The sequence below is a fragment of the Micromonospora sp. HB375 genome, assembly GCF_017872985.1.
GTDB lineage: Bacteria > Actinomycetota > Actinomycetes > Mycobacteriales > Micromonosporaceae > Micromonospora > Micromonospora chalcea.
In genome coordinates, this window is the sequence record NZ_JAGGJO010000001.1 from 1252939 (window position 1) to 1274720 (window position 21782).

Sequence of the window (21782 nt, forward strand, 5' to 3'; positions counted from 1 at the left end):
CGGCGCGCCCCCGCCGCGCACCCTGTGTCCCAACAGTTGCACACCCGGTGCCCCACGGGGGGCGCTCATCCGGCACAGTTGACGCGTGCAGTCGTCCCCGGGGATGGTCACCGTCGCGGCGCTGAGCGGGATCGCCGCGGCCGCCGCCACGGTGCTGCTCGCCGCGTCCGCGCGGCGTCGCACCGGCCCTCGGCGGCAGGCCCACCTGCTGCTGGCCGTCGCCGCCGGGGCGGCCCTGCTCAGCCTGCTGGTCGGTCTCGGCGGTCTGCTCGCGGCCGGGGACCACTGGGCGCACCGGCAGGGCCAGCGGACCGGCTGGGCGGCAGTGGTCGCGGTGGGCACCACGCTCGCCGGGCTCGGCCTCGGCGCCGCCGTGCTCCGGCTGCCCGGCGCCGCCGCGACCCGCGCCGCCACCGCCCGGCTGCTGCTGGACGGCCTGATCATGGGCAGCGCGCTCTGGTTCGTCGGCTGGGTGGCGTTCAGCGAGCCGACCCGGCTGCTCGGTGACGCCACCCCGGTCGCCTGCCTGCCGATCGTGCTGGCCTCGATCATCGCGGCGCTGACCACCGGGCTGACCGTGATCCTGGTGCTGCGGGTCGCGCCGCCACGCGGGTGGCTGACCCTGCTCGGCGTCGGCGCGATAGCGGTGACCGCGGGCGGGCTGGGCGTCTCGGCCGGGCTCTGCCAGGCCGGTCCCGGCCTGGCGCTGACCGGCGCCACGCTGACCGCCGCCGGCCTGCTCGCCACCGCCGTGGCCGGACGCCGGGCCGACCTGACGCAGCTCGACGTCGATCTCATCCGCCGCGACGGCGAGTACGCCTTCGTGCCGATGTTCGCCATCGCCGCCTCCGCGATGTACCACCTGGTGCAGGGTGGCGGGTTCGACGGGTACGCCATCGTGGCCGGCACGGTCGAGGGCTTCGCCCTGGTCACCCGGCAGTACCTGGCGCTCAACGACGTACGCGGCTACGCGGGCCGGCTGGCCGAGCGGGAGGCGCACTTCCGTGAGCTGGCGCACACCGACCCGCTCACCGGGCTGGCGAACCGGCGCGGGCTGCTGCGGGCCCTGCACCGCTGCGCCGAGTCGGGCGTGCCCTGCGTCCTGCTCGGGCTCGACCTGGACGGGTTCAAGAACGTCAACGACATGCGGGGTCACGACGTCGGCGACGCGGTGCTGATCGAGGTGGGGCGGCGGCTGCGGGGCAACCTGCGGCCGGGTGACCTGGCGGCCCGGCTCGGCGGCGACGAGTTCGCGGTGCTGATGCACGGGTCGGCCGATCCCGGCCCGGTGGCCGACCGGCTGCTCGGGGTGCTCGGCCGCCCGTACGAGCAGGGGGACGGTCCGGTCTTCCTGTCGGTGAGCATCGGCGTGGCGGCCGGGCACGGCGACGCGGACGTGGAGCTGCTGCTGCGCAACGCCGACCTGGCGCTGCGCTACGCCAAGCAGCGGGGCAAGAACCGGATCGAGCGCTACGACGCCACGTACGACCAGTTGCTGAGCCGGCGTACCCGGCTGGAGCACGAGCTGCGCGGCGCGATCGAGCGCGACGAGCTGCGGCTGGTCTTCCAGCCGGTGGCCTCGCTGCCGTCGGTGCGCCCGGTCGGCGCCGAGGCGCTGCTGCGCTGGCGGCACCCGGAGCTGGGCAACGTCCGGCCGGACGAGTTCATCCCGCTCGCCGAGGAGTGCGGGATGATCGCCAAGCTCGGCGCGTGGGTGTTGCACCAGGCCTGCTACCAGCTCTCCCGCTGGCTCGCCGACGGGCACGACGTGTGGGTGTCGGTGAACGTCTCACCGCGCGAGCTGCACGCGCCGGAGTACGTGGTCCAGGTCGCCGAGGCGCTGCGCGCGCACCACGTGCCGCCGCAGCGGCTGGTGCTGGAGGTGACCGAGCACGCGGTCGCCACCGACCTGGACGAGCTGATCCGGCGGCTCACCGCGCTGCGGCTGACCGGCGTCCGGATCGCGCTGGACGACTTCGGCGCCGGCTACTCGTCGCTCGGCCAGCTCCGGCGGCTGCCGATCGACATCCTCAAGATCGACCACAGTCTGGTCGCCGAGCACGAGCCGGTCCGGCCGGTCGGGCGGGACGGTCCGGCCTTCGCGCCGATGGTCGACATCGTCATGCGCCTGGGGCATCAGCTCGGCCTGGAGGTGATCGCCGAGGGCGTGACCAATCCGACCGAGCTGGCCGCGGTGGTGGCCGCCGGCTGCCGGTTCGGTCAGGGGGCGCTGTTCGGCTGGGGCGTGCCGGCCGAGCACCTGGAGGCGATGCTGGAGGCGGCGACCGCGCCCGGGAACCGGCACACCGCGATGCCGCAGACGCCACCCGCCCCGCCGGCGCACAGCCCGTCTCCGTTGTTGCCCCGGTTGCGCAACAACCCGCCCGCCACGGTGCCCGCGCAGCGTCCTCCGATGGAGGGATCTTCGCAGGTGGCACCGGGGGTGGAGGGCATGCCGGGTGCCGAAACGCCCACGTCCGTGAACCAAAATGTGGGATCAGTTGACTCATCGCGTGAGATGCGTCAGGCTTAGCCGCATGTCGTCGAACCGGTCGCCGCGAGTACTTACCTGAGCGCACTCTCCCACCGAGAGTGCGCTGGCCCCGTGCATCCTGCACGTGGGCTTTTTTGTTGCCGTCGGACCCATCGCGGGACCTCCGCGTCCCATCCTGAGAAGCGCGTCACCCACTCACTTCCGAAGGCTTGAACCGCCATGACGAGACCCACGCCAGAGACCCTCGCCCACTCCGCCCGCCGTGCCCGTTCCGGCACCGGCGCGGCCGGTGACTCCGACTCCGCCGCCCGCCCCGGCCGTGCCGCCCCGGCGGCCGCCACCACCGAGACGCCCGTACGGGAGCCCGCCACCGCGCAGGTCTCGGGCGCCGGTTCGCTCGTGCGGTCGCTGGAGGCGCTCGGCGTCGACGTGGTCTTCGGCATTCCGGGCGGTGCGATCCTGCCCGCGTACGACCCGCTCTACGACTCCACGGTCCGCCACATCCTGGTCCGGCACGAGCAGGGCGCCGGGCACGCGGCCACCGGTTACGCGCAGGCCACCGGCCGGGTGGGCGTCTGCATCGCCACCTCCGGCCCGGGCGCGACGAACCTGGTGACGCCGATCGCCGACGCCTACATGGACTCGGTGCCGATGGTGGCGATCACCGGCCAGGTGGCCCGGCCGTCGATCGGCACGGACGCCTTCCAGGAGGCGGACATCCAGGGCATCACGCTGCCGATCACCAAGCACAACTTCCTGGTGCAGACGGCCGACGAGATCCCGCGGGTGCTGGCCGAGGCGTTCCACCTGGCCGCGACCGGCCGGCCCGGCCCGGTGCTCGTCGACATCCCGAAGGACGTGCTCCAGGCGCCGGCGACCTTCTCCTGGCCGCCCGCGCTCGACCTGCCCGGCTACCGGCCCACGCTGCACCCGCACGGCAAGCAGATCCGCGAGGCGGCCCGGCTGATGACCAATGCCCGCCGTCCGGTGCTCTACGTCGGCGGCGGCGTGCTCAAGGCCGGCGCCACCGAGGGGCTGCGCAAGCTGGCCGAGCAGACCGGCATCCCGGTGGTCACCACGCTGATGGCGCTCGGCGCGTTCCCCGACTCGCACCGCCAGCACCTGGGCATGCCGGGCATGCACGGCACCGTGGCCGCGGTCTACGGCCTGCAGAAGGCCGACCTGATCGTGGCGCTGGGCGCCCGCTTCGACGACCGGGTGACCGGCAAGCTCGACTCGTTCGCGCCGGACGCGACTGTGGTCCACGCCGACATCGACCCGGCCGAGATCGGCAAGAACCGGCACGCCGACGTCCCGATCGTGGGCGACGCGCGGCACGTCATCGACGAGCTGATCGCGGCGGTCACCGCCGAGCAGGCCGCGCACCCGTCGGTCGACCTGACCGACTGGTGGGCGCAGCTCGACGACCTGCGCGAGCGGTACCCGCTCGGTTTCGAGGAGCCGGCCGACGGCACGCTCTCCCCGCAGTACGTGATCAAGCGGCTGGGCGAGATCGCCGGCCCGGACGCGATCTACGTGGCGGGCGTCGGCCAGCACCAGATGTGGGCCAGCCAGTTCATCTCGTACGAGAAGCCGCACACCTGGCTCAACTCCGGTGGCCTGGGCACCATGGGCTACGCCGTTCCGGCCGCGATGGGGGCCAAGGTCGGCAAGCCGGACACCACCGTGTGGGCGGTCGACGGCGACGGCTGCTTCCAGATGACCAACCAGGAGCTGGCCACCTGCGCGCTGGAGGGCATCCCGGTCAAGGTCGCCGTGATCAACAACGGCAACCTGGGCATGGTGCGGCAGTGGCAGACCCTGTTCTACGGGGAGCGCTACTCCAACACCGAGCTGGGCACGCACAAGCACCGCATCCCGGACTTCGTCAAGCTCGCCGAGGCGCTCGGCTGCGTCGGGCTGCGCTGCGAGAACGCCGCCGACGTGGACAAGACCATCGAGGCGGCCATGGCGATCAACGACGCGCCGGTGGTCATCGACTTCGTGGTCGGCAAGGACGCGATGGTCTGGCCGATGGTCGCCGCCGGCACCAGCAACGACGAGATCATGTTCGCGCGGGGCGTGCGCCCTGCTTTCGACGAGGACGAACTCTAAATGACGATGCACACGCTCTCCGTGCTGGTGGAGAACAAGCCGGGCGTCCTGGCCCGGGTCTCCGGGCTGTTCTCCCGGCGCGGGTTCAACATCGACAGCCTCGCCGTCGGCGAGACCGAGAACCCGGACGTCTCCCGCATCACCATCGTGGTCAACGCCGAGTCCTCGCCGCTGGAGCAGGTGACCAAGCAGCTCAACAAGCTGGTCAACGTACTCAAGATCGTGGAGCTGGACCCGCAGGTGTCGGTGGCGCGGGAGTTGCTGCTGGTCAAGGTCCGCGCGGACCGCACGGCCCGCGCCCAGGTGCTGGAGACGGTCGGCCTGTTCCGTGCCCGGGTGGTCGACGTCGCGCCGGACACGCTGACGATCGAGGCCACCGGCACGCCGGACAAGCTCGACGCGCTGCTGCGTGACCTGGAGCCGTTCGGCATCAAGGAGATGGTCCAGTCCGGCACGGTGGCCATCGGGCGGGGTTCCCGGGCCATCACCGCCGGCCCGGCCCTGCGCGCCGCCTGATCCGTACCCACAAGTTTTTTCGACGGGCCGACGGGCTCCGCCGTACGAAAGGGAAGTCAATGAGCGTTGAGGTGTTCTACGACGACGACGCCGACCTGGGCCTGATCCAGGGCCGCAAGGTCGCCGTGATCGGGTACGGCAGCCAGGGCCACGCGCACGCGCTGTCGCTGCGCGACTCGGGCGTCGACGTGGTGATCGGCCTGCCCGCCGGGTCGAAGAGCCGGCCGAAGGCCGAGGAGCAGGGCCTGCGGGTGCTCACGCCCGCCGAGGCGGCCGCCGAGGCCGACGTGATCATGATCCTGGCGCCGGACACGGCCCAGCGGCACATCTACGCCGAGGCCATCGCGCCGAACCTGACCGCGGGCAAGGCGCTGTTCTTCGGGCACGGCTTCAACATCCGGTACGGCCTGATCAAGCCCCCGGCCGACGTGGACGTGGCGATGGTCGCCCCGAAGGGCCCCGGTCACCTGGTCCGCCGCCAGTACGTCGACGGCAAGGGCGTGCCCTGCCTGGTCGCCGTCGAGCAGGACGCCAGCGGCAACGCGTTCGGCCTGGCTCTGGCGTACGCCAAGGCGATCGGCGGCACCCGCGCCGGTGCGATCCGGACCACGTTCACCGAGGAGACCGAGACCGACCTGTTCGGCGAGCAGGCGGTGCTCTGCGGCGGCGCGGCGGCGCTGGTGCAGACCGGTTTCGAGGTGCTCACCGAGGCCGGCTACGCGCCCGAGGTGGCCTACTTCGAGTGCCTGCACGAGCTGAAGCTGATCGTCGACCTGATGTACGAGGGCGGCATCGCCCGGATGCGCTACAGCATCTCCGACACCGCCGAGTACGGCGACCTGTCCCGTGGCCCGCGCGTGATCGACTCGCGGGTCAAGGAGGAGATGCGCAAGATCCTCGGCGAGATCCAGTCCGGCGAGTTCGCCCGCGAGTGGGTGGCCGAGGACGAGGCCGGCCGGCCGAACTTCGCCAAGTGGCAGGCCGAGGGCGCGGCGCACCCGATCGAGGAGACCGGGCAGAAGCTGCGCGGCATGATGAGCTGGGTCGACCGGCCGATCACCGAGACCGCCTGAGTTCTTCCCTCGTGCGGCCCGTGGCCCGACGCTCTCCCCGGCGTCCGGCTGCGGGCCGCCGTGCGTTCACGTGTTGAGACACGGTGAGTAGCGCCTCGTCCCGTACCGCACCCGTTAACGGGGGATGACGGGCGTGCGACGGGCCTTTGTGAGGGCCCTCACCCCGCACTCCGGGACACGCCGGGCGGGCAGCCACCTACCATCCTTGGTGTGGTGCCCCGGCGCACCCGACGGCCATGGCACGGATCGGCGTAGGGCGCAGCGCGGCGCCCCGGCGTCCCAGGCCGCACCATTACCGAGCGTCTACGAGGACCGATGAATCCTGTCGTACTGATCGCCGAAGAACTCGCCCCCGCCGCCATCGAGGTGCTCGCCCACGACTTCGACGTGCGGCACGTGGACGGCACCGATCGCCCGGCCCTGCTCTCCGCCCTCTCCGAGGCCGACGCGGTGATCGTACGCAGCGCCACCCAGATCGACGCCGAGGCGATCGCGGCCGCGCCGCGGCTCAAGGTGGTCGCCCGGGCCGGCGTCGGTCTGGACAACGTCGAGGTGCCCGCCGCCACCGCCCGGGGCGTCATGGTGGTGAACGCGCCCACCTCGAACATCGTCTCCGCCGCCGAGCAGGCCGTCGCGCTGCTGCTCGCGGTGGCCCGCAACACCGCCAGCGCCAGCGCCGCGCTCAAGGCCGGCGAGTGGAAGCGGTCCAAGTACACCGGCGTGGAGATCCAGGGCAAGACCGTGGGCGTGGTCGGCCTCGGCCGCATCGGCGTGCTGTTCGCACAGCGCATCGCCGCGTTCGGCACCCGGCTGATCGCGTACGACCCGTACATCCAGCCGGCCCGCGCCGCGCAGCTCGGTGTCCGCCTGGTCGGGCTGGAGGAGCTGCTGCGGGAGAGCGACTTCATCTCGATCCACCTGCCGAAGACGCCGGAGACGGTGGGCCTGATCGGCGAGAAGGAGCTGGCGATCGTCAAGCCGGGCGTCCGGATCGTCAACGCGGCCCGGGGCGGGCTGGTCGACGAGCAGGCGCTCGCCGACGCGATCGCGGAGGGCCGGGTCGCCGGCGCCGGCGTCGACGTGTACGCCAAGGAGCCCTGCACCTCCTCGCCGCTGTTCGCCTTCGACAACGTGGTGGCCACCCCGCACCTGGGCGCCTCCACCAACGAGGCGCAGGACAAGGCCGGTCTGGCCGTGGCCAAGAGCGTCAAGCTGGCGCTGCAGGGCGAGTTCGTGCCGGACGCGGTGAACGTGCAGGCCGGCGGCGTGGTCGCCGAGGACGTACGCCCGCTGCTGCCGCTGGCCGAGCGGCTGGGCCGGGCGTTCACCGCCCTGGCCGGCGGGGTGGCCGCCAGCGTCACCGTCGAGGTGCGCGGTGAGATCGCCGCCCACGACGTGTCGGTGCTCAAGCTGGCCGCGACCAAGGGCCTGTTCAGCTCCGTGGTGGAGGAGCAGGTCACCTACGTCAACGCGCCGCACCTGGCGGCCGAGCGGGGTGTCGAGGTCACGCTGGCCACGCCGGGCGAGACGGTCGACCACCCGAACCTGGTGACCGTGCGCGGCGCGCTGCCGGACGGCCGTACCGTCCGGGTGTCCGGCACCGTGGTGCACACCGGCGCCCGGGACGTGTTCAAGCTGACCGAGGTGGACGGCTTCGACGTCGAGATCGGCGCGGAGGGCATCCTGGTCTTCCTGCGCTACGCCGACCGGCCCGGCGTGGTCGGCACCGTCGGCACGCTGCTCGGCGAGGCCGGCGTCAACATCGCCGCCATGCAGGTGGCCCGCCGTGAGGCCGGCGGCGAGACGCTGATGACGCTCACCGTCGACCAGGCGCTCGGCGCCGACCTGCTCACCTCCGCCGCCGACTCGATCGGCGCGGTGGCGGCCAGCGCGGCCGACCTGCGCGACGTGTAGTCCGGACAGGACACATCGGGGCCCGGCCGGATGCGGCCGGGCCCTTCGTCGTTCCGGCCGGTCAGGAACGCACGCGGGCCGGTGGCGGGTAGACCGAGCCGTCCTGCGCGTCGAAGAGCATCAGGTCGTGTTCGCCGGCCAGCCGTTCGATGTCCAGCAGGACCTGGTCCGGGCAGGTCGGGTTCAGGTTCATCTCGATGTGGTCGGCGGCCGTGTGCAGCGGCGCCTCCCAGGGCGTACCCGGCCGGGTCGGACCGTCGGGGTAGCTCGCCGTGATCGCCCGGTAGAAGGCGACCAGCCTCGGGTCGGGTTGCTGCTTGCCGTGCCAGCCCTCGCGGCACTGCTGCACCGCCGCCCGCACCTGCTCCGGTGTCGCCCCGTTCGGCAGGGCCCACACGCTCAGATCGAAACTCACGGCGGACAGCGTGCCATCCCGGGCCCGGCCCGTCACCTCTGCCCCACCGTGCGTTCACCGGCTGATTGCCGACACCGATTCCCCGGCGTCCGCTGTGGAGACTCTTGCGCCGAGTTGCGTCGATTCGCTAGCGTACCGTTGCGGTTTCCGGCTGAGTCGATTCCCCGGCCCGTCTTCGGGTGGCGCGGTCGGGCGTCCGCCCCGTCGGCCCGCACCCCTCGATTGCGCGAGCCACGCGCACTCGTCGCTGACCGGCCCCCACGGTCGTTGCCGAGACCGCGGGGGCCGATCGCGGCTCAGCGCCGGTGCTGCGCGAACAGCGGGCGGTAGTCCGAGTCCTGGCGGAACCAGGCCAGTCCGGCCGGTCCGGCGGCGTACAGGGCGGTGGCGTAGGCGTCGGCGACGGCGAGGTCCGGGCCGATCACGGTGGCGGCCGCCAGGCGGTCGGTCGGCTCGCCGGTGTGCGGGTCGATCACGTGCCCCCGCCGCCCGGTGACACCGGAGGTGCCCACCGCGCCGGTCGTCATCTCCAGCACGAGCGGCGTGCGCCGGGTGTCGGTGGGGTGGTGCACGGCCACGCGCCACGGCCCGCCGTGCGCCGCGCGCCCGCGTACCGTCAGGTCGGCGCCGCTGAGCACGGCGTAGTCGTGGATGCCGGCGGCGCGCAACCGCGCCGCGGCCCGCTCCACGGCCCAGCCGCCGAGCAGGCCGCCCGGGTCGAAGCCGCCGGGCACGGCCCAGGCGTCGAACCAGCCGTCGGTCGCCGCCCGCATCGACGCGCAGAGGTCGATCAGGTCGGCCAGCGGGGGGTACGAGTCGGGGCTGATCTCGTCGCGGCGCAGCCGGGACACGAGGCTGTCCGGCCGGTTCGGTCCGTAGGTGAGGTCGATGGCGCGCAGTTCGGCGACGGCGTCCCGCAGCGCCTCGCCCACCACCCGGTGGCCCAGCCACTCGGGCGCGTTGAGCAGCAGTGTGTAGTCGGCGGTCGAGGTGGCCACCGTGTGCCGGACGGTGATCCGGCCGGACGCGCCGGCGCCGGGCCGCTCGACGCGGTGGCTGCTGGCGCCCAGGTGCAGGTCCGGACGGACCGGGCGGAACGCGGACTGGTCGACCCAGCGGGTACGTGGTTGCTCGTCCGCCCAGTGGGTCCGCCGGTGCTCGATCCGCATGACACCTGCCCCTCGGTGGTCGCCGCCGTGTCGCGGCGGTGGCCGGTTCCGGGCCTGCGTCGACCCGATGAAACCCGACCCTAAGCAGTGGAGATGACCGCGCCATGGGTGTCAGCTGGGAGGATTCTGTGACTCGCGTTCCCGAATGGTGGAAGATTCGTACCGGGGGACGGGACACCGACGTACCGTTGCCGGGAACGTCGAGACGAGGAGCATCAGGTGGCACGCATCGCGGTGGTGGCCGGCGACGGCATCGGACCCGAGGTGGTCGCGCAGGCCCGCAAGGTCCTCGACGCGGTGCTGCCCGGCATCGAGGCCACCGAGTACGACCTGGGCGCGGCGCGCTGGCACCGCACCGGCGAGGCGCTGCCCGACTCCGTCCTCGACGAGCTGGCCGGTCACGACGCGATCCTGCTCGGCGCGGTCGGCGACCCGACCGTGCCGCCGGGCGTGCTGGAGCGCGGCCTGCTGCTCAAGCTCCGGTTCGCCTTCGACCAGTACGTCAACCTGCGCCCGTCCCGGCTCTGGCCCGGCGTCGGCGGCCCGCTCGCCGCGGTCAAGCCCGGCGAGGTCGACCTCGTGGTGGTCCGCGAGGGCACCGAGGGGCTGTACGCGGGCGCCGGTGGCGCGCTGCACCGGGACACCCCGGCCGAGGTGGCCACCGAGGAGAGCCTGAACACCCGGCACGGCGTCGAGCGGGTCATCCGCGACGCCTTCGCCCGCGCCCGCCGTCGCGAACGGCGCAAGGTCACGCTCGTGCACAAGACCAACGTGCTCACCCACGCCGGTTCGCTCTGGTCGCGCGCCTTCGCCGCGGTGGCCGCCGAGCACCCCGACGTCACCACCGAGTACCAGCACATCGACGCCGCCGCGATGTTCCTGGTGACCAACCCGTCCCGGTACGACGTGGTGGTCACCGACAACCTCTTCGGCGACATCCTCACCGACATCGCCGCCGCGGTGACCGGTGGCATCGGGCTGGCGGCCAGCGGCTGCATCAACCCGGAGGGGCGCTACCCGTCGATGTTCGAGCCGGTGCACGGCTCCGCGCCGGACATCGCCGGCAAGGGCGTCGCCGACCCGGTCGCCGCCGTGCTCTCCGCCGCGCTGCTGCTGGACCAGCTCGGCCACGCCGACGCCGCCGCCCGGGTCACCGCCGCGGTCGGCGCCGAGCTGGCCGCGCGCACGCCTGGCGCGCCCCTGCGCACCGAGGAGGTCGGCGACCGGCTCGCCGGGTACGCCGTATCCTGACCGGGCCGATCCTCACCTGGCGGCCCGGTAACGGGCCGCCAGACCCGTCTCCGGGCCCGATTCGGCGGTCCGGTGCAGCGCAGCCGTCCGAGGGGCGGACCTATCCGCTGAACGACCGTTCGGGGTAAGTTTCTGGCACCAGTGACGTCGGCGTGCGATCCCGCATGCCGTGAACCCGCAGGGAGGTCAGCGCGATGAGCGGTGGTGACAAGCTCGATTTCGAGATCCGTCCGAATCCCGCGCCGGTATCCGCCGCCGACCGGGCCGCCCTGCTGGCGAACCCCGGTTTCGGCCGGGTCTTCACCGACCACATGGTCACCATCCGCTACGCCGAGGGCAAGGGCTGGTACGACGCCCGCCTGGAGGCGCGCGCGCCGATCCCGATGGACCCGGCCGCGGCGGTGCTGCACTACGCGCAGGAGATCTTCGAAGGGCTGAAGGCGTACCGCACCGGCGACGCGGTGACGATGTTCCGCCCGGAGGCCAACGCGGCCCGGTTCAGCGCGTCCGCCCGCCGGCTCGCCATGCCGGAGCTGCCGGAGGCGACGTTCGTGGAGTCGCTGCGCCGCCTGGTCGAGATCGACCAGGCGTGGATCCCGGAGCACGAGGACGCCAGCCTCTACCTGCGTCCGTTCATGTTCGCCAGCGAGGTCTTCCTCGGCGTGCGCCCGGCCAACGAATACCTGTACTGCGTCATCGCCTCGCCGGCCGGGGCGTACTTCTCCGGCGGGGTGAAGCCGGTGACGGTCTGGGTCTCGCCGGACTACACCCGGGCCGCGCCCGGCGGCACCGGCGCGGCGAAGTGCGGCGGCAACTACGCCGCGTCGCTCGCGGCGCAGGCCGAGGCGATCGAGGCGGGCTGCGACCAGGTGGTCTTCCTGGACGCGGTCGAGCGGCGCTACGTGGACGAGCTGGGCGGCATGAACGTCTTCTTCGTCTACGACGACGGCAGCATCGTCACCCCGCCGCTGGGCGGCACGATCCTGCCCGGCATCACCCGCGACGCGATCCTCACCCTGGCCGCCGAGGCCGGGCACGAGGTGCGGGAGGCGCCGGTCAGCTTCGCCGACTGGCAGGCCGACGCGGCGAGCGGGCGGCTGCGCGAGGTGTTCGCCTGCGGCACGGCCGCTGTCGTCACCCCGATCGGCGGCGTGCGCTTCCCGGAGGGCGAGTTCCTCATCGGCGGCGGCGAGCCCGGCCAGGTCACCATGGCCCTTCGCCAGAAGCTGGTGGACATCCAGCGCGGTCGCGCCGAGGACCCGCACGGCTGGGTCACCCGGGTCATCTGACCGCCCGACCGCGCGGTGAGCAGCGAGTCCGCTCCCTGCTCACCGCGCGGCGTCAGTCCAGCAGGTGGGTGCGCAGCGACTCCAGTTGCGTCTCGGTGACGCCCGCGTGGGTCAGGTAACCCTCGACCGAGCCGTGGCCGGCGCGCAGCTCGGCCAGGAACAGCTCCATCGTCTCGGCCGGTGACTCCAGGAACGGCGGCGGCGGTTCCTCCGCGTCCGGCAGCGTGGCGCGGACCCACTCGGTGAAGCGCTGCGACGCCGCGGTGCTGAGCGCGTAGTCGGCGACCACGTCCTCGTCGGGCACCCCGAGCACGGACAGCGTGAGCGCGCAGACGATGCCGGTGCGGTCCTTCCCGGCGACGCAGTGCACCACCACCGGCGCGTTGGCGCTGTCCGCGATCAGCCCGACCGCCTCGGCGAGCCCGGCGGTCCCGGTACGCGCCAGGTCGGCGTACCGGTCGGCCAGGTAGCGGGCCAGGCTGACGCCGGAGGCGTCGAACCGGTTCGCGCCCCAGTCGGCGTGCTCGGGGTGGATGTGCCGGTAGGCGAGCCCGTCGTAGGCGGGCACCCGCCCGTCGCGTTCCACCTCGGTGGGGCGGCGCAGGTCGATCACGGTACGGATGCCGAGCGCGGTGAACGCCGCCCGGTCGGTCTCGTCGATGCGGTGCAGCGAGTCGGAACGGTAGAGCCGGCCGCGGCGCACGGTGCGCCCGTCCTGAGCGGCGTATCCGCCGACGTCGCGGAAGTTGAACAGGGTGGGGAAGGGGCTCTGCGGGGCGTCCACATCCGACACGGTACGGCCGGCGGGGCGTTCCCACGTCCCCGCCGGCCGTCGCCGCGGTGTCAGATGCGCGGCGGCACGTCCGGTGGCAGCGCCGAGTGGCTCTCGCCGTAGTAGCCGCCGAGCCGGTCCCGGTAGCCCGGGTCGGCGTGGCTGGACTCGTCGTACTCCGGGGCGGCCTTGATCTGGTCCTTCTCCCGGTCGACGTGCACGGTGCGGGCGTCGTGGTCGACGTGGTTCACGGTCCCGGCCGGGAGCATCACCTTCTTGCCGAAGATCCACGGCCCGGTGTCCACGACCAGGTAGCTGTCGTCCACCTCGTGGCTCGCCCGGTCGATCTTGCCGATGGCGCCGTCGGTGGCCTCGACCTTGTAGCCGGTCAGGTCGGCGCTCGCCACGCCCGCCTCGTCGCGGTAGCGCCACGGGTCGAAGGCGCCCGCCGGGGCGCCCCCGGCGACGGTGCCCCGGCCGTCGTCGAGGATCGGCTCGGTGCCGCCGTGCGTGGCGCGCGGGTCCAGTCCGTCCATGTGCCGCCTCCCGTCCCAGGGCCGCGGCCGTCGCGGCGCCGTCATCAGTCGGGAGGGTTACCCACCCTGTCCGGGCACCAACCCGCCGGCGGCCGGCCCGCCGACGCCGAGGGGCCGGCGCCACGGTGGTGACGCCGGCCCCTCGGGAGGTCGGCCCGCGCGGCGCCGGTCGGGCGCGTCCGGGCCGGTGGATCAGGCCAGCGCGGCCTCCGCGTCCAGGGTCACCGCGGCGGCGTGTACGACGGCGGCGATCCGCAGCCCCTCGTGCACCTGCTCCCGGCTGAACCCGGCGGCGCGCAGCGTCTTCTCGTGCGACTCCAGGCAGACGCCGCAGCCGGTGATCGCCGAGACGGCGAGGCACCACAGCTCGAAGTCGGTCTTCTCCACGCCGGGGCGGGCGATGATCTGCATCCGCAGCCGGGCCGGCAGCGACGCGTACTGCTCGTCGCCGATCAGGTGCTTGGCCCGGTAGTAGACGTTGTTCATCGCCATGACCGCAGCCGCGCCCTTGGCCGCCGCGACCGCCTCGGGCGTGAGGTGACCGGCCGCCTCGGCGGCGATCTCCCGCAGCACCACCGGGTTGCGGGCGGCCACCGCGCAGGCCAGGGCGGTGCCCCACGCCTGCTCCGGCTTCAGCGTCGAGGTGGTGATGGTGGAGCCGAGGTTGAGCCGGATGTCCTTGGCGTACTCGGGCAGGCCCGCCTTGATCGCGTCCAGGCCCATGGTCAGGCCCCGGCGCCGGCGAGGAGCGCGTTGGCGTCGAGCGTCGCGCCGCCCTTGTTCCAGTTGCACGGGCACAGCTCGTCGGTCTGGAGCGCGTCGAGCACCCGCAGCACCTCGGAGACGTTGCGGCCGACCGAACCGGCGGTCACCATGACGAACTGGATCTCGTTGTTCGGGTCCACGATGAAGGTGGCCCGCTGGGCGACACCGTCGGCGCCGAGCACGCCGCAGGCGGAGGTCAGCTCACGCTTGATGTCGCTGAGCATCGGGAAGGGCAGCTCGCGCAGGTCCGGGTGGTCCTTGCGCCAGGCGTAGTGGACGAACTCGTTGTCGACGGAGACGCCGAGCACCTGGGCGTCGCGGTCGGCGAACTCGCCGTTGAGGCGGCCGAACTCGGCGATCTCGGTGGGGCAGACGAAGGTGAAGTCCTTCGGCCAGAAGAACACGACGCGCCACTGGCCCTCGTGGGACTTGTGGTTGATCGTCTCGAACGCCTTGTCGGCGTCGAGCGATACGCAGGCGGTGAGTTCGTACTCGGGGAAGTGGTCACCGACAGTGAGCACGGGTCCTCCTTGAGCGTGACCCGGCAGCACCGCCGGGCCAGTAACTGGATCTGTTCAAGATTCTTCCGCAGCCCTGTTTGCGCTCGTGGCGGGCGGTGGCCGGGTGTGAAGGCGGTCACCAGCCCCGCGATCGTCCCGGAATATGGGTTTCGCCTCCCAAAAGCGGGGGCGGGGTGGCAGAGTACTGGTCGTGACCAGCTTCGTCCTGATCATTAGCAGCTAGCGCGCCGGCCTTCCCTCGCCGAGCGCGCAGACCTCCCGCATCCGCGGGGGGTCTTTTTGTTTGCGCCCCGGGACGGACACGAGAAGAGGACTCCGATGACCTTCCAGGTGTACGACACGACGCTGCGCGACGGCGCCCAGCGCGAAGGACTCACGTACTCGGTGGTCGACAAGCTGGCGGTGGCCCGCCTGCTCGACGACCTCGGGGTCGGCTTCATCGAGGGGGGCTGGCCGGGCGCGGTGCCCAAGGACACCGAGTTCTTCCGCCGGGCCCGCACCGAGCTGGAACTGCGGCACGCGATCCTGGTCGCCTTCGGCGCCACCCGCAAGGCCGGCCTCGCGGTCGAGGACGACCCGCAGGTGCGCGGGCTGCTCGACGCGCAGACCCCGGCCGTCGCCCTGGTCGCCAAGGCGGACCTGCGGCACGTGGAACGCGCGCTGCGCACCACCGCCGAGGAGAACCTCGCCATGATCCGCGACACCGTGTCGTACCTGGTGGCGCAGGGCCGGCGGGTCTTCGTCGACGGAGAGCACTGCTACGACGGGTTCCGCTTCGACCCGGGCTACACCGCCGCCGTGGCGGAGACCGCGCTGGCCGCCGGCGCCGAGCGCTTCGTCCTCTGCGACACCAACGGCGGCATGCTGCCCTCCCAGGTCACCGCCGTGATCGAAGGGCTGGTGGCGCGCACCGGGATCGCGCCGGAACGGCTCGGCATGCACGCGCAGAACGACACCGCCTGCGCGGTCGCCAACACCATCGCCGCCGTCGAGGCCGGCGTCCGCCACGTGCAGGGCACCGCCAACGGGTACGGCGAGCGCCCCGGCAACGCCGACATCTTCGCGATCGTCGCCAATCTTCAGCTCAAGCTGGGCATGCCCGTCCTACCGGAGGGCTGCCTGGAACAGATGGTGCGGGTCTCGCACGCCATCGCCGAGATCGCCAACATCGCCCCCGACACCCACCAGGCCTACGTCGGGGCCGCCGCCTTCGCTCACAAGGCGGGGCTGCACGCGAGCGCGATCAAGGTCGACCCGTTGCTCTACAACCACGTGGAACCCACCGTGGTGGGCAACGACATGCGGATCCTGGTGACCGAGATGGCCGGCCGGGCCAGCATCGAGCTCAAGAGCCGTGAGCTCGGTCTGGACCTGGCCGGCCATCCGGACACCCTGTCCAAGGTCACCGGGCGGGTCAAGGAGCTGGAGGCCGATGGCTGGTCGTTCGAGGCCGCCGACGCCTCGTTCGAACTGCTGGTCCGCTCGGAACTGCCGGGCGCGGCGCCGGTCCGGCCGTTCACGCTGGAGTCGTACCGGGTGCTGGTCGAGCACCGCGAGGACGGCGCGGTGGTCTCCGAGGCCACGGTGAAGATCCGGGTACGCGGCGAGCGGGTGATCGCCACCGCCGAGGGCAACGGCCCGGTCAACGCGCTGGACGAGGCGTTGCGGGTGGCGCTGTCCCGGCACTACCCGGAGCTGCGCGAGTTCCAGCTGGCCGACTACAAGGTCCGCATCCTGGAGGGCAGCCACGGCACCGGCGCGGTGACGCGCGTACTCGTGGAGACCGCCGGGGTGGGCCGCGACTGGACCACCGTGGGCGTGCACCCGAACGTGGTCGAGGCCAGCTGGCACGCGCTCGTCGACGCGCTCACCTACGGCCTGGACCGGACCCGCGTGACGGGCGGGACCGCGGCCTGACTCACCCGGCCGGCAGGCGCAGCTCGGCCAGCAACGCGCGGTGGTCGCTGCCCGGCACCGGGAAGGTGCCGGCGGCGCGCACCGCGATGCGCCGGTCCACCAGGACGTGGTCGATGGTGACCGGCGGGATCGGGTCGCCGTCGTACGGGCCCCAGGTGCCGCCGAACCCGGCACCGGCCGCGTCCGCCGCGTCGGTGTAACCGGTGGCGATCAGCTCCCGCAGCGCCGCGTGGTCGAGCGTCGCGTTGAAGTCCCCGGCCAGCACGCTCAGCCCGCCGTCCGGGGTGGCCGGCGGCTGGGCGCGCTGGTCGGTCCACCAGTCCGGCACCACGTCCACCGCGTACGGCGCGGCCGGGTGCGCCGACTCCACCCGTAACGGCGGCGCGCCCGGCACCGTCACCGTCGCGTACGCCTGGGTGAAGAAGAACCCCTGGTTGCGGCGGTGCCCGGTGTCGCGCAGCGGGTGGCGGGCGTACACGCCGGAGCCGGTGGAGCCGACCTCGGGGCTCAGCGACCGGTAGGGCAGCAGCGTGGCCAGGCCGAGCCGGTCCAGCTCGGCCGCGAGCGCCGGGGTGAGCTCCTGCACCGTGAGCACGTCCACCCGCCGGACCCGGGCCAGGTCGACAAGTCCCGCCGGGTCGGCCGAGCCGAGGCGCAGGTTGGCGGTGAGCAGCCGCAGCGTCGGCCCGTCGGCCGGGGGACGGGCGTCGGGGACCGCCCGGGGCGCCACCGCGCCGATCAACGACAGCGCGGCGAGGGCCGCGACCACCGCCGGGGCCCGGCGCCGCAGGGCGAGCGCCGACACCGCCACGACCGGGGCCAGCGCGGCGACGTACGGCGTGAAGGCGATCGCCAGCACCAGCGGACCGCGTTCCAGCCCGGCCAGGCGTACCAGCGCCCAGGCGGCGACCGGCGCCGCTGCCAGCCAGCACGCGGCGGTGGCCCAGCGGCCGCCCCGGGTGCCGCCCCGGGACAGGTCCGGCGCTGTGATCATGGCCGTCAGGCTACCCGGGTCCGCGCTGCCGCGATGCCCGGCGAAACAATTTCGTGAATGCTCGACCGCAATTTCTGAGCACTTTTTCGATCGGTCGGACACGCAATATAAGCTATTGACCGCCCGCGTTTTCCGGTGCTACGTTCCCCCTGGTTGAGACGTCGCGACTCTCTGTAGTAAGGCCAGCTCACGAGCGGTGCGCTCCCCGGGCGGATTCCCGATGATCCGCAATTTGACGCGCGCAGTCGCCGTATCACCACGGTTTAACCAAGGGAGAACTCATGGCCACATTCTTCAAGCGAAAGGCGACGGTGGTGGCGCTCGCCGCGCTGTCCCTCACCCTGGCCGGTGGCGGGATCGCCGCGGCCGCCCAGGCGGAGGCGCGACCCCAGCCCGGCGCCCGGCACAGCACCGCGCAGCCGCCGGTGACCGCCGCCGAGCGGCAGGCCGCCCGCGCCGCCATGCGGGCCACGCTGGCCCCGCCGGCCCCCGGTCAGGTCGCCTGGGCGGTCGTGTCGGCGAACGGGACGCTGCTGCAGCACTCCGGCAACGTGGTGTCCTCGCTCCGGTTCGTACCCGGCCCGGGCGTGTCCGCCGGGCAGTACCAGGTGCTGTTCGACTACGACGTGTCCGCCAAGGCGTACCACGTCTCGATCGGCACGAACGACTCGGCGAACGTGCCGCCGGGCGGCGAGATCTCGGCCGCGCCGCGCACGCTGACCCCCAACGCGGTCTTCGTGCAGACCCGCAACTCCACCGGCGGCTTCGCCGACCGGCCGTTCCACATCCTGGTCGCCAACTGACCCGTCCGGCCGCGCACCGGCCTCCGCTGCGGCGGGGGCCGGTGTCGTGTTCCGTCCCGGTCCCGCCCGGACCGATGGGGTTCGCGCCGTTGCCGCCCGATCGGGGAGATGCTGCCCGTCCGGTTCGGCCACTGCCGGTCCGGGTCCGATAATCCGACGTTTGTCGCCGGTCCGGCCCGGGAAGCAAGCACCGTGACGGACATCTCGGACACCCTGGCCAGCGTGCCCAGCCCGGTCGATGCCGACGCGAGCGGCGTCGAGCTGGAACAGACCCTCGCCGAGGTCAAACGCGTGATCGTCGGGCAGGATCGGCTCGTCGAACGCCTGCTCACCGCCCTCATCGCCGACGGTCACTGCCTGCTGGAGGGCGTACCGGGGGTGGCCAAGACGCTCGCGGCGCAGACCCTCGCCACAGTCGTCGGCGGCACCTTCTCCCGGATCCAGTTCACGCCCGACCTGGTGCCCTCCGACATCGTCGGCACCCGCATCTACCGCGCCTCGACCGAGCAGTTCGACGTGGAGCTGGGACCGATCATGGCGAACCTCGTGCTCGCCGACGAGATCAACCGGGCCCCGGCCAAGGTGCAGTCGGCCCTGCTGGAGGCGATGGCCGAGCGGCAGGTCTCGATCGGCGGGCGGAGCTGGCCGGTGCCGGAGCCGTTCCTGGTCCTGGCCACCCAGAACCCGATCGAGTCCGAGGGCGTATACCAGCTCCCCGAGGCGCAACGCGACCGCTTCCTCATGAAGGTCGTGGTCGACTACCCGAGCGACGCCGACGAGCTGGCCATCCTCTACCGGATGAGCACCGAGCGCCCCACCGCGAGCACCGTGCTCGACCCGATCCGGCTGCGGGAACTCCAGCGCCGCGCCACCGACGTCTTCGTCCACCACGCGCTCGCCGAGTACGTGGTCCGCCTCATCCTCGCCACCCGCGACCCGCAACGCTTCGGCCTGCCCGACATCGCGCCGCTGCTGGCGTACGGGGCCAGCCCCCGGGCCACGCTCGGCCTGGTGGCCGCCGCCCGCGCGCAGGCACTCATCCACGGCCGCGACTACGTCCTCCCCGAGGACATCCGGGACCTGGCGGTGGACGTGCTGGCGCACCGGCTCGTGCTCACCTTCGACGCGGTCGCCGACGGGATCTCCGGCGAGGACGTGGTGCGCCGGGTGATCGAGGCGGTGCCACCGCCCCGGCTGGTGAACGGGCCCACCGAGGCGGCGCCGGACCTGGCGGCGGCATGACCGGCGCGGCCGAGCCCGGGCTGACCGACCTCGCGCCCGACCAGCGGCTGCGCCGGCTGGAGCTGACGGTGACCCGGCGGCTCGACGGCCTGCTGCACGGCCGGTACCGGGGCCTGCTGCCCGGGCCGGGCAGCGAGGCCGCCGGCAGCCGGGAGTACCGCCCCGGCGAGGACGAGGTACGCCGGATGGACTGGGCGGTCACCGCCCGGACCACGGTGCCGCACGTCCGCCAGGTCGACGCGGACCGGGAACTGACCACCTGGCTGCTCGTCGACGCCAGCCCCAGCATGGAGTACGGCACCTCCACGCTGGACAAACGGGAGCTGGCGGTGGCCGCTGTGGCAGCGATCGGCTTCCTCACCGCCGGAGTCGGCAACCGGCTCGGCGCGCAGGTGCTCACGCCCGACGGGCTGCGCCGATTCCCGGCCCGCAGCGGGCGTACCCATCTGCTCGGGCTGCTCCGCGCGCTGCTCGGCGCCCCGCGTACCGACGACCGGCGGGACCCGGACGGCGCGGGCGCGGCCGGCGCACGCCCGCCCGCCGCGGGGCCGGGCCTGGCCGACGGCCTGGACGGCCTGCAGCGTGTCGCCACCCGGCGCGGGCTCGTGGTGATCGTCTCCGACTTCCTCGATGAACTGCCCGACGACCCGGACGCCGCGCCACCGCCCTGGGCCGCGGCGCTGCGCCGCCTCGCGGTCCGTCATCAGGTGCTCGCGGTCGAGGTGACCGACCCGCGCGAGCTGGAACTGCCCGACGTCGGACTGATCACGCTCGTCGACCCGGAGAGCGGCCGGCACCGCGAGGTGTGGACCGGCGACCCGGACCTGCGCGAGCGGTACGCGCGCGCCGCCGCCGAGCAGCGCGAGCAGGTACGCCACACGCTGCGCCGGGCCGGCGCCACCCACATGGCGCTGCGCACCGACCGGGACTGGTGTGCGGACGTGGTGCGGCACGTGCACGAGCAGCGCCGGCTGGCCACCGTGCCGGCCGCCGCCCGGGGAGGTGTCGCATGACCTGGCAGTCACCAGCCCGCCTCTGGCTGCTGCTCGCCGTCCTCGCGCTGGTCGCCGGCTATCTGGTGCTGCAACGGCGGCAGAGCCGGTACGCGGTGCGCTTCACCAACCTGCGCCTGCTGGACCGGGTCGCCCCGCGCCGCCCGGCCTGGCGCCGGCACGTGCCGGCGGGCCTGTTCCTGGCCATGCTGGCGCTGCTCGTGGTCGGGTTCGCCCGCCCCGAGGCGGAGGTGCGGGTCCCCCGGGAACGGGCCACCGTGATGGTGGCTGTCGACGTCTCCACCTCGATGCTCGCCGGTGACGTGGACCCGGACCGGTTGACAGCGGCCAAGGAGGCCGGCCGGCGGTTCGTCGACGGGCTGCCGGACGAGTTCAACGTCGGCCTCGTCGCGTTCGCCGGCAGCGCCGCGGTGCTGGTGCCGCCGAGCACCGACCGGGAGGCGCTGCACGACGGCATCGGGCGGCTGGCCGAGGGCATCACCGGCGTGCAGGGCACCGCGATCGGCGAGGCGATCAGCACCTCGCTCGGCGCGGTCAAGAGCCTTGACGCGACTGCCGCGAAGGACCCGCCGCCGGCCCGGATCATCATCCTCTCCGACGGCGCGAACACCTCCGGGATGGACCCGATCGAGGCGGCCGACCAGGCCGTCGCCGCCAAGGTGCCGGTGCACACGATCTCCTTCGGCACGCCCGGGGGTTCGGTCGACCGGGGCGGCCGGGCGATCCAGGTGCCGGTGGACGGGCAGACGCTGCGGGCGGTCGCCGAGCAGACCGGTGGCGGCTTCCACGAGGCGTCCACCACCGCCGAGCTGAAGGACGTCTACGAGGACATCGGCACGTCCGTCGGCTACCGCACCGAACGGCAGGACATCTCGGCCCGCTTCATCGGCCTCGGGCTGGTCCTGGCGATGGGCGCCGCCGCCGGCTCGCTGCGGTGGTTCTCCCGGCTGCCCTGACCCGCACACCACTACCGCACGACATGT

19 protein-coding genes are annotated in these 21782 nt (G+C 73.2%); 12 read left to right on the plus strand and 7 right to left on the minus strand.

Annotated features, from left to right (window positions below):
• Positions 1–85: 85 nt before the first annotated feature.
• From J3R08_RS06095 to serA, 5 genes are all read left to right on the plus strand, one after another.
• Positions 86–2533: a bifunctional diguanylate cyclase/phosphodiesterase gene (locus tag J3R08_RS06095; protein WP_209960323.1), complete on the plus strand. Its 2448-nt coding sequence runs from the start codon at positions 86–88 to the stop codon at positions 2531–2533.
• A gap of 180 nt (positions 2534–2713) precedes the next feature.
• Complete coding sequence (locus J3R08_RS06100; protein ID WP_166455561.1) at positions 2714–4609, plus strand: acetolactate synthase large subunit; 1896 nt, start codon at positions 2714–2716, stop codon at positions 4607–4609.
• The gene (gene ilvN / locus J3R08_RS06105; RefSeq protein ID WP_018786257.1) at positions 4610–5125 is read left to right on the plus strand and encodes an acetolactate synthase small subunit; all 516 of its coding nucleotides are present in this window, start codon (positions 4610–4612) and stop codon (positions 5123–5125) included. It abuts the gene before it with no gap.
• Between the two features lie 59 nt (positions 5126–5184).
• The gene (ilvC, locus tag J3R08_RS06110; protein WP_043325996.1) at positions 5185–6198 is read left to right on the plus strand and encodes a ketol-acid reductoisomerase; all 1014 of its coding nucleotides are present in this window, start codon (positions 5185–5187) and stop codon (positions 6196–6198) included.
• 315 nt (positions 6199–6513) lie between these two features.
• A complete protein-coding gene (gene serA, locus J3R08_RS06115) occupies positions 6514–8112 on the plus strand; it encodes a phosphoglycerate dehydrogenase (protein ID WP_043325995.1) in 1599 nt (532 codons plus the stop codon).
• 61 nt (positions 8113–8173) lie between these two features.
• On the opposite strand, the gene J3R08_RS06120 is transcribed toward serA, so the two are convergent.
• Positions 8174–8527, minus strand: a complete 354-nt coding sequence (locus tag J3R08_RS06120; protein ID WP_030500876.1) for a hypothetical protein — start codon at positions 8525–8527, stop codon at positions 8174–8176.
• A gap of 296 nt (positions 8528–8823) precedes the next feature.
• On the minus strand, positions 8824–9696 hold the full coding sequence (locus J3R08_RS06125) for an FAD:protein FMN transferase (RefSeq protein ID WP_043325992.1): 873 nt from the start codon (positions 9694–9696) through the stop codon (positions 8824–8826).
• 219 nt (positions 9697–9915) lie between these two features.
• Here J3R08_RS06125 and J3R08_RS06130 point away from each other — a divergent pair, with 219 nt between their 5' ends.
• Together J3R08_RS06130 and J3R08_RS06135 are read left to right on the plus strand one after the other, a co-directional pair.
• On the plus strand, positions 9916–10947 hold the full coding sequence (locus J3R08_RS06130; RefSeq protein WP_030500874.1) for a 3-isopropylmalate dehydrogenase: 1032 nt from the start codon (positions 9916–9918) through the stop codon (positions 10945–10947).
• Between the two features lie 194 nt (positions 10948–11141).
• Positions 11142–12236, plus strand: a complete 1095-nt coding sequence (locus J3R08_RS06135; protein ID WP_043325988.1) for a branched-chain amino acid aminotransferase — start codon at positions 11142–11144, stop codon at positions 12234–12236.
• Between the two features lie 52 nt (positions 12237–12288).
• Here the strand turns inward: J3R08_RS06135 and J3R08_RS06140 are convergent, their stop codons facing one another.
• From J3R08_RS06140 to J3R08_RS06155, 4 genes are all read right to left on the minus strand, one after another.
• Entirely contained in the window at positions 12289–13029 is a 741-nt protein-coding gene (locus J3R08_RS06140) for a tyrosine-protein phosphatase (protein ID WP_069087634.1), read from the minus strand.
• Between the two features lie 50 nt (positions 13030–13079).
• The gene (locus J3R08_RS06145; protein WP_030500871.1) at positions 13080–13544 is read right to left on the minus strand and encodes a hypothetical protein; all 465 of its coding nucleotides are present in this window, start codon (positions 13542–13544) and stop codon (positions 13080–13082) included.
• A gap of 192 nt (positions 13545–13736) precedes the next feature.
• Positions 13737–14267, minus strand: coding sequence for a carboxymuconolactone decarboxylase family protein (locus J3R08_RS06150; protein WP_104113885.1), 531 nt, complete (start codon positions 14265–14267; stop codon positions 13737–13739).
• A gap of 2 nt (positions 14268–14269) precedes the next feature.
• On the minus strand, positions 14270–14830 hold the full coding sequence (locus J3R08_RS06155; RefSeq protein WP_030500869.1) for a peroxiredoxin: 561 nt from the start codon (positions 14828–14830) through the stop codon (positions 14270–14272).
• 318 nt (positions 14831–15148) lie between these two features.
• Between J3R08_RS06155 and cimA the strand changes: the two genes are divergently transcribed.
• Complete coding sequence (cimA, locus tag J3R08_RS06160; protein ID WP_209960325.1) at positions 15149–16747, plus strand: citramalate synthase; 1599 nt, start codon at positions 15149–15151, stop codon at positions 16745–16747.
• A 1-nt stretch (position 16748) separates the two neighbouring features.
• Here cimA and J3R08_RS06165 read toward each other — a convergent pair whose 3' ends face one another.
• Positions 16749–17741 (minus strand): endonuclease/exonuclease/phosphatase family protein, encoded by a 993-nt coding sequence (locus J3R08_RS06165; RefSeq protein WP_113971836.1) that lies wholly within the window; start codon positions 17739–17741, stop codon positions 16749–16751.
• Between the two features lie 281 nt (positions 17742–18022).
• Between J3R08_RS06165 and J3R08_RS06170 the strand changes: the two genes are divergently transcribed.
• The 4 genes from J3R08_RS06170 to J3R08_RS06185 all read left to right on the plus strand — a co-directional run bounded on the left by J3R08_RS06170 (position 18023) and on the right by J3R08_RS06185 (position 21755).
• Entirely contained in the window at positions 18023–18544 is a 522-nt protein-coding gene (locus J3R08_RS06170; RefSeq protein ID WP_043325982.1) for a hypothetical protein, read from the plus strand.
• Between the two features lie 192 nt (positions 18545–18736).
• The gene (locus J3R08_RS06175) at positions 18737–19786 is read left to right on the plus strand and encodes a MoxR family ATPase (RefSeq protein ID WP_043325980.1); all 1050 of its coding nucleotides are present in this window, start codon (positions 18737–18739) and stop codon (positions 19784–19786) included.
• Positions 19783–20799 (plus strand): DUF58 domain-containing protein, encoded by a 1017-nt coding sequence (locus J3R08_RS06180; RefSeq protein ID WP_064447005.1) that lies wholly within the window; start codon positions 19783–19785, stop codon positions 20797–20799. Before J3R08_RS06175 ends, J3R08_RS06180 begins: the two co-directional genes overlap by 4 nt.
• Positions 20796–21755 (plus strand): VWA domain-containing protein, encoded by a 960-nt coding sequence (locus J3R08_RS06185; RefSeq protein ID WP_104113889.1) that lies wholly within the window; start codon positions 20796–20798, stop codon positions 21753–21755. The genes J3R08_RS06180 and J3R08_RS06185 overlap by 4 nt, the downstream gene beginning before the upstream one ends.
• Positions 21756–21782: the final 27 nt, after the last annotated feature.

Coding starts and splice junctions, on each gene's coding strand:
- J3R08_RS06100 (WP_166455561.1), top strand. CDS start 2,714: ATGACGAGACCCACGCCAGAGACCCTCGCCCACTCCGCCCGCCGTGCC.
- ilvN (WP_018786257.1), top strand. CDS start 4,610: ATGACGATGCACACGCTCTCCGTGCTGGTGGAGAACAAGCCGGGCGTC.
- ilvC (WP_043325996.1), top strand. CDS start 5,185: ATGAGCGTTGAGGTGTTCTACGACGACGACGCCGACCTGGGCCTGATC.
- serA (WP_043325995.1), top strand. CDS start 6,514: ATGAATCCTGTCGTACTGATCGCCGAAGAACTCGCCCCCGCCGCCATC.
- J3R08_RS06125 (WP_043325992.1), bottom strand. CDS start 9,696: ATGCGGATCGAGCACCGGCGGACCCACTGGGCGGACGAGCAACCACGT.
- J3R08_RS06135 (WP_043325988.1), top strand. CDS start 11,142: ATGAGCGGTGGTGACAAGCTCGATTTCGAGATCCGTCCGAATCCCGCG.
- J3R08_RS06145 (WP_030500871.1), bottom strand. CDS start 13,544: ATGGACGGACTGGACCCGCGCGCCACGCACGGCGGCACCGAGCCGATC.
- J3R08_RS06150 (WP_104113885.1), bottom strand. CDS start 14,267: ATGGGCCTGGACGCGATCAAGGCGGGCCTGCCCGAGTACGCCAAGGAC.
- cimA (WP_209960325.1), top strand. CDS start 15,149: ATGACCTTCCAGGTGTACGACACGACGCTGCGCGACGGCGCCCAGCGC.
- J3R08_RS06165 (WP_113971836.1), bottom strand. CDS start 17,741: ATGATCACAGCGCCGGACCTGTCCCGGGGCGGCACCCGGGGCGGCCGC.
- J3R08_RS06170 (WP_043325982.1), top strand. CDS start 18,023: ATGGCCACATTCTTCAAGCGAAAGGCGACGGTGGTGGCGCTCGCCGCG.
- J3R08_RS06180 (WP_064447005.1), top strand. CDS start 19,783: ATGACCGGCGCGGCCGAGCCCGGGCTGACCGACCTCGCGCCCGACCAG.
- J3R08_RS06185 (WP_104113889.1), top strand. CDS start 20,796: ATGACCTGGCAGTCACCAGCCCGCCTCTGGCTGCTGCTCGCCGTCCTC.